7 protein-coding genes and 2 tRNA genes are annotated in these 6,386 nt (G+C 30.4%); 4 read left to right on the top strand and 5 right to left on the bottom strand.

Features of this window, described 5'->3' with window-relative positions:
* Position 1 precedes the first annotated feature (1 nt).
* Together G6N05_RS12020 and G6N05_RS12015 are read left to right on the top strand one after the other, a co-directional pair.
* Positions 2 to 75, top strand: a tRNA-Asn gene (locus G6N05_RS12020).
* Positions 76 to 116: 41 nt separating this feature from the next.
* Positions 117 to 190 (top strand) — tRNA-Asn (locus G6N05_RS12015).
* Between the two features lie 351 nt (positions 191 to 541).
* Here G6N05_RS12015 and pheS read toward each other — a convergent pair.
* Positions 542 to 1,561, bottom strand: a complete 1,020-nt coding sequence (gene pheS, locus G6N05_RS12010; RefSeq protein ID WP_166129545.1) for a phenylalanine--tRNA ligase subunit alpha — start codon at positions 1,559 to 1,561, stop codon at positions 542 to 544.
* 99 nt (positions 1,562 to 1,660) lie between these two features.
* Positions 1,661 to 2,017 carry a hypothetical protein gene (locus tag G6N05_RS12005; RefSeq protein WP_166129540.1) on the bottom strand — a complete coding sequence of 119 codons (357 nt, stop codon included), beginning with the start codon at positions 2,015 to 2,017 and terminating at the stop codon, positions 1,661 to 1,663.
* 73 nt (positions 2,018 to 2,090) lie between these two features.
* Between G6N05_RS12005 and G6N05_RS12000 the strand changes: the two genes are divergently transcribed.
* Positions 2,091 to 2,645: a CvpA family protein gene (locus tag G6N05_RS12000; protein ID WP_166129537.1), complete on the top strand. Its 555-nt coding sequence runs from the start codon at positions 2,091 to 2,093 to the stop codon at positions 2,643 to 2,645.
* Between the two features lie 38 nt (positions 2,646 to 2,683).
* On the opposite strand, the gene G6N05_RS11995 is transcribed toward G6N05_RS12000, so the two are convergent.
* The 3 genes from G6N05_RS11995 to G6N05_RS11985 form a co-directional block, all read right to left on the bottom strand.
* Entirely contained in the window at positions 2,684 to 3,526 is an 843-nt protein-coding gene (locus G6N05_RS11995; protein WP_166129532.1) for a hypothetical protein, read from the bottom strand.
* A 248-nt stretch (positions 3,527 to 3,774) separates the two neighbouring features.
* Positions 3,775 to 4,458, bottom strand: coding sequence for a response regulator transcription factor (locus G6N05_RS11990; protein WP_166129527.1), 684 nt, complete (start codon positions 4,456 to 4,458; stop codon positions 3,775 to 3,777).
* Positions 4,451 to 5,722 (bottom strand): sensor histidine kinase, encoded by a 1,272-nt coding sequence (locus tag G6N05_RS11985; protein WP_166129524.1) that lies wholly within the window; start codon positions 5,720 to 5,722, stop codon positions 4,451 to 4,453. Before G6N05_RS11985 ends, G6N05_RS11990 begins: the two co-directional genes overlap by 8 nt.
* 158 nt (positions 5,723 to 5,880) lie before the next feature.
* Between G6N05_RS11985 and G6N05_RS11980 the strand changes: the two genes are divergently transcribed.
* Positions 5,881 to 6,375, top strand: a complete 495-nt coding sequence (locus G6N05_RS11980) for a DUF1573 domain-containing protein (RefSeq protein ID WP_166129519.1) — start codon at positions 5,881 to 5,883, stop codon at positions 6,373 to 6,375.
* Positions 6,376 to 6,386 lie beyond the last annotated feature (11 nt).

Below are 6,386 nucleotides of genomic sequence, written 5' to 3'. Positions count from 1 at the left end.
CTTCTTCTTAGCTCAGTTGGTTAGAGCATCTGACTGTTAATCAGAGGGTCCTTGGTTCGAGCCCAAGAGAGGGAGCAAAACTTTTAGCGAAAAACATACTTAACCTATAAGGTTATTCCTTCTTAGCTCAGTTGGTTAGAGCATCTGACTGTTAATCAGAGGGTCCTTGGTTCGAGCCCAAGAGAGGGAGCAAAAAGTTCAACAGAAATGTTGGACTTTTTTCGTTTTAAATAGTTTTATTTAACAATAGAATGGTTTCGAGCCTAAAGCCTGTCCCGATTTTCTCGGGAAGAGGGAGCAAAAAGTTCAACAGCAATGTTGGACTTTTTTCGTTTAAAATAGTTTTATTTAACGATAGAATGGTTTCGAGCCTAAAGCCTGTAACGATTTTCTCGGGAAGAGGGAGCAAAAAGTTCAACAGCAATGTTGGACTTTTTTCGTTTTAAATACTTTTAAAGCTTAATGATAAGTACGGATTTTAGATCCTTAGTTGAAAGTTAAGCAAAAAAAAATCCCGAACATTGTTCGGGATTTTATTGTTTTATAAGCTAGATTTAAATTGTTCTAAGAAACGTACATCATTTTCATAAAACATTCTAATGTCGCCAATTTGGTACAATAACATGGCAATTCTTTCAATTCCCATACCAAAAGCGTAACCTGTATATTCGTTTGGATCAATTCCGCAGTTTTTCAAAACATTTGGATCCACCATTCCGCAGCCCATAATTTCTAACCAACCGGTTCCTTTTGTAATTCGGTAATCCGTTTCTGTTTTTAATCCCCAATAAATATCTACTTCTGCACTTGGTTCAGTAAATGGGAAATATGACGGACGTAATCTGATTTTAGATTTTCCGAACATTTCTTTTGTGAAATATAATAATGTTTGTTTTAAATCGGCAAACGAAACATTTTTGTCAATATATAAACCTTCTACTTGGTGAAAAATACAGTGTGAACGAGACGAAATCGCTTCGTTACGGAAAACTCTACCTGGAGAAATCGTTCTAATAGGCGGTTTGTTGTTTTCCATATATCTTACTTGAACAGAAGAAGTATGTGTACGTAATAAAACATCTGGATTCGTTTGAATAAAAAACGTATCCTGCATGTCACGCGCTGGGTGATATTCTGGTAAGTTTAAAGCGGTAAAGTTATGCCAATCGTCTTCAATTTCCGGACCTTCAGATACATTGAAACCAATTGTAGAAAAAACATCTAAAATTTGATTTTTCACTAAAGAAATCGGATGACGAGAACCAATATTAATCGGAGTTCCCGGACGAGACAAATCGCCAAACAAGTTAATAGACTCTGTTTTAGATTCTAAAAGTTCTTGAATGCTTTTTACTTTTTCTTCCGCCGTATTTTTCAATTCGTTCACCACTTGACCAAATTCTTTTTTTTGTTCGTTAGGTACGTTTTTAAATTCGGCAAAGAAATCTTTCAATAAACCTTTACTTCCTAAGTATTTAATACGAAATTCTTCTAAAGTCGTTTTGTCTTCAGTTGTAAAAGCTTGAGCTTCTTTAATATGTTCTTTAATCTTGTTTATCATCGTAATTGGGTAATAGTCTGCAAATTTAAATAAAAGTTGGAAGTTGGAAGTTGGAAGTTGGAAGTTTTTTTAAAATTAGTTTCAACTGACCACTAACCACTAGTTTATTATCTCTTTTTCTAAAAAATAATTCACAATGGCTTCTTTCATTAAAACCGATTGTTCCCCTGCTTTTAATGTTGGTAATTCTTTCACGACTTTATAATGCGGCCAACCGTCTTTATCGAAAAATTCAAATTCGTAATATCCGTAAGGTTCTAAAAGCTTGCAAATGGCAATGTGCATTAGGTTTACTTTTTCGTCTTTTTTAAATTCGGTGTTTATTTTGCCTAATTCTTGAACGCCAATTAAATAAATAATCGCATCCAAATCCAATACGTCACCATCGGCGAATTTCTCAGATAAAAATGTCACGACTTTATCCCAACGTTCTTTTAATTGTATATCTCTAGACATTTCTGTTTTGTTTTTGGCAAAGATAGTATTTGAGGATTGCATTTTGTAGTTTTGTTTTTAGAAAATTAAAATTATGAGTTTTATCGATATTGTTTTCACCGCTTTGTTAGGTTACGCTTTATATAACGGCTTGAAAAATGGTCTTTTTGTAGAAATTGCTTCTTTTGGTTCATTAATAATTGGAATTTTTGTAGCGATAAAATTTTCGCACTTGGTCAGATTGACATTGGAAGATTTGATAAAAGTCAATCCAAAATATATTGAATTTGTGGCTTTCGCGATTACTTTTTTATTAGTCGTTGTTGGAATTTATTTGTTGGCCAAGGTTTTCACAAGCATATTCAGTTTCGCTTATTTAGGTTGGCTGAATAAATTAGGCGGTGCGGTTTTTAGTCTGTTGAAAACCGTTTTGATGTTGAGTGTGGTGATCAGTTTGTTTCAGAAAATCAATATCAATCACATGTTAGTGAAAGAAGAAACGTTGAATAATTCCATTTTTTATAATCCGATTCAAGAAGTTTCTAAGTTTATGTATCCGAGTTTAGAAAAATGGTATGATGAATTTAAAGAGCAATCGAAAGAAAAGCCAGAGGATGAAGTTGTTTCAGACTATACGAGTGTGGAATAGTTTTTGCACGGATTGCAAATCCACGCTAACAAAAGATATTATCTATAATTTGAGTATCCATAAAAAACATTAAAGCCATATTTTTTTTCATATTCTTGTTTGATAATATCAATTTCATAAGGCACCATAAATAAATTTTCTCTTAGTTTATTTGCGACTTTAATATTGAAAAGATGTTTTTCGAAACCAAAAGTAGAAAAATAGAAGCCATCAGTTTTGTTCTCTTTACAAAATGACCTATTTGCCCCAAATAAAGTTGCAAATGCATTATCATTAAAAAAAGCAATATCTCTTGGATGTATATTCCCTTTTTTTATTTCATTAATCAACTGTTTGTTGTCAAATTCCTTAAAAAAGCAATAATCAAAGTGCATAAAAAAAGGAAAAATAATTATTTGCGCAAAACAACTTTCATTTATTTCATCAAAAGCTTTGGCTTTTGGAAATTCTATAATTCTATATTTTAAATCTTTATTTTTTAGCTTTACTTCATCACATATTGTTGAGTCTGCAATTCCAAGAAGTCGTTCACCAGGAAATCCTTTTGAATTTATTCTTTTTTTTAAATTAAACATATTCTTTTTTTTCTTTTGAATATATTCATTTTCATTAGTTAAATATTTATTGCATTGATCTTCAACCGCTATATCGTATATTAAATCTAAATAATTGAAATCTATTTTTTTTAAGTATAATTTTCGCCCTTTATCAAACTTAGCTTTTAACTTATTTTCTTTTTCTAATTTTGATATGTCTCCAAAAATTGGATAGTTTTTTAAATGTTCAATCTTAAGTCCAAACTCAAAACCTTTCTCAATATATTTTACAAATGGTTTATTACTGTGTTTTGCAATTTGTGCACAGGTAATTAAATCTTTCAAAAAAACAAAATCATAATTATTAAAAACTTTTTCATAATAAAAAACAGTACTATCAATATTTTTCTCTTTAAAAAAGAAAATCTCTGCTTTATTTATGTTTTCGTGGTATTTGGCGTAATCTGTTTCCTTTGTTTTTTGTGAATATGTTGAAGCCGAAAAAAGTAAAAAAAGAATTATTTTTTTATAAATGTGAAATTTGTATTGTATCATTCTTTTAATTAATAATTAGACTCTTTCTTTTGTTAATTCTACTCACTCACCCATTTAAACCCAACTCTAGGAATATTTTCAATAGATAAACTTGGTGTTTCTTTAATGATTTTTCGCAAACGAGAGATGAAAACATCTAAACTTCTTCCTAAAAAATAATCGTCAGAACCCCAAAGTTCCATTAGAATTTTTTCGCGTTTTAAAACGGTATTTGGGTTGTCTAAAAACAGTTTTAATAATTGTGCTTCACGTTCGGTAAGTGTGGTTTTTGTGGTTTCGTTTTTGATTAAATAATTTTCTGGTTCGAAAACGAAATTGGCAAATTGGTATAATTTTACGGTTTTTTCCGTGTTTTTCTGACTGCGGTGTAAGAAGACTTCAATTTTTAAAATCAGTTCTTCAATAGAATACGGTTTTACTAAATAATCATCAGCACCTAATTTCAAACCTTTAATTCGGTCTTCTTTCATGGTTTTCGCCGATAAAAAGATAATTGGAATTTCTTGGTTGCGCTTTCTGATTTCGGTCGCCAATTCAAAGCCGTCCATTTCTGGCATCATAATATCAGTTACTACAATGTCAAATTGGTTTTTACAAAACATGTCTAAACCTATTTTTCCATTGACGCAATGTACCACATCAAAATGTTGCTCTAAATTATCTGAAGTTAAAAACGCAAGTGTTTCTTCATCTTCAACATATAAAACCTTTTTTTTAGACATAATCTTTTGGGTTAATTTGAATAGTAACTGTTATTCCTTTATCTGAATTATTTGCGATGGCAATTTTCCAATGGTGCAAATCGCAAATCTTTTTCACATACGATAAACCAATTCCAAAACCTTCAATGTTTGAAATGTCTTTTCTCGAAACACGGTAGAATTTATCGAAAACGAAAGGTAAATCTTTTGCAGGAATTCCACAACCTTTATCTTTAATTTGAATTTGAAGTTTCTGATTATTTTCGTTAACATCAATCTCAATTTCGGGTTTATTTTCTGTGTATTTTACGGCGTTATCAACTAAATTGAACAAAATGTTATACACGTGAAATTCGTCGGCTTTTATTTTAAAAGGTTTAGAAATGTTTATTTTGATGTCAACTTTCTTGTCGTATTTTAAAATGATATTGTCTTTTAATAAATCTAAAACAGGTTTCAATTCAAAAAAACTTTTGTCAATAAGCATTTGTTTGCTTTCTGTTTTGGCAACATACAAGATTTTTTCGATGTGTTCATTCAATTTATTTGTCTGATTGACAATAATTTGATTGTATTTTAAGAGTTTCGGATTTTGTTTGATTTCATTTTGTTGTTTCACATAATTCGACGCAATAAGGATGGAAGCTAATGGTGTTTTAAATTCATGCGACATATTATTGATAAAATCTTTTTGCAATTCGGTGTATTTTTTCTGTTTTAACATCAATACAACAGAATAGACATAAATGATTAAAACTAAAAACAACACAGAAGTGAAAATCCAATATTGATTTAAGTTTTTAAAATAATTTTGTTCGATATCTGGAAATCGGATGGCGAAATAATAGGTGTATTCTGGGTTTTTAGTAAAACACTTTGGACATTTAATAGGTTCTTTTTTTCCATTACTATTAATGTGATTGCTAAACGCCATTTGATCGGAAGTGCAATTGTAAACCGCATATTCAAAATCGACATCTAAGTTGTTTTTCTGAAATTCCGAAATTAAATAATGTTCTAAAACCGTGTTTTCAAATTCATAATTTACGTTTACAGTAAAATAATTACCAGAAACTTTTTCAACTTGATTCGCAACCAACAAACCCGTTTGATTGTCTTTGTATAGTTTTTCCAACACATCTTGAAGCGCAAAAAATATTTTGTCTTCCGTATCTTTTTTGGCTAATTTGTGTGCGTTATTAATTAAAAATAATTGCATAATAATTACTCCTACAATAGCCAGGAAGCCAATTATAATGACAATATTAAATCTAGACAACTTCATTTTTCATTCAAATTTTTAACGATATTAGTACAAATTTTGAAGCGAAATTAAGCATTAACAACTCATTAACACAATAAATATAACTGATTAACAGCATTAAATAAAAAAATAAATACATTTGCTAGATCAAAAAATTAAAAACTTAAAAATAAATAATTATGAAAACAGTAAAATTACTTGCATTTGCATTATTCGTATCATCAGTATCGTTTGCACAAACTAAGAGCAATGCTAAAGCTGCATCTGCAACTCCAATCGCTGCTCCTGCTGCAATTGCTGCTCCAGTTGCGGTTCAAACACCTCAAACACCATCTCAATTAAAATGGGAAAAAGAAACGCATGAGTTTGGAACTATTGAACAAGGGAAACCAGTTTCTTATGAATTTACATTTACAAACACTACAAACAAAGATGTTACATTAACTAATGTAAAAGCTTCTTGTGGCTGTACTGCAACAAACTATACTAAAACAGCTATTAAGCCAGGTGAAAGAGGTACAGTTACTGCAACTTATAATGCTGCAGCAGGTGGAGCTTTCCATAAAACGGTAACAGTTACAACAAGTGAAGAAAATTCTGCTCCAAAAATTATTACAATTAAAGGAACAGTAAAAGTAAACGAAGTACCAGCAACAGTTACTCCAGCAAAATAATATAAAAATTA

The organism is Flavobacterium bernardetii (assembly GCF_011305415.1).
Classification (GTDB): Bacteria; Bacteroidota; Bacteroidia; order Flavobacteriales; family Flavobacteriaceae; genus Flavobacterium; species Flavobacterium bernardetii.
This window is presented reverse-complemented; position numbering and strand designations above follow the sequence as displayed.

What these genes read in the sequence shown, in the direction of transcription:
- pheS (WP_166129545.1), bottom strand. Translation starts at nt 1,561, where the DNA reads ATGATAAACAAGATTAAAGAACATATTAAAGAAGCTCAAGCTTTTACA.
- G6N05_RS12005 (WP_166129540.1), bottom strand. Translation starts at nt 2,017, where the DNA reads ATGTCTAGAGATATACAATTAAAAGAACGTTGGGATAAAGTCGTGACA.
- G6N05_RS12000 (WP_166129537.1), top strand. Translation starts at nt 2,091, where the DNA reads ATGAGTTTTATCGATATTGTTTTCACCGCTTTGTTAGGTTACGCTTTA.
- G6N05_RS11990 (WP_166129527.1), bottom strand. Translation starts at nt 4,458, where the DNA reads ATGTCTAAAAAAAAGGTTTTATATGTTGAAGATGAAGAAACACTTGCG.
- G6N05_RS11985 (WP_166129524.1), bottom strand. Translation starts at nt 5,722, where the DNA reads ATGAAGTTGTCTAGATTTAATATTGTCATTATAATTGGCTTCCTGGCT.
- G6N05_RS11980 (WP_166129519.1), top strand. Translation starts at nt 5,881, where the DNA reads ATGAAAACAGTAAAATTACTTGCATTTGCATTATTCGTATCATCAGTA.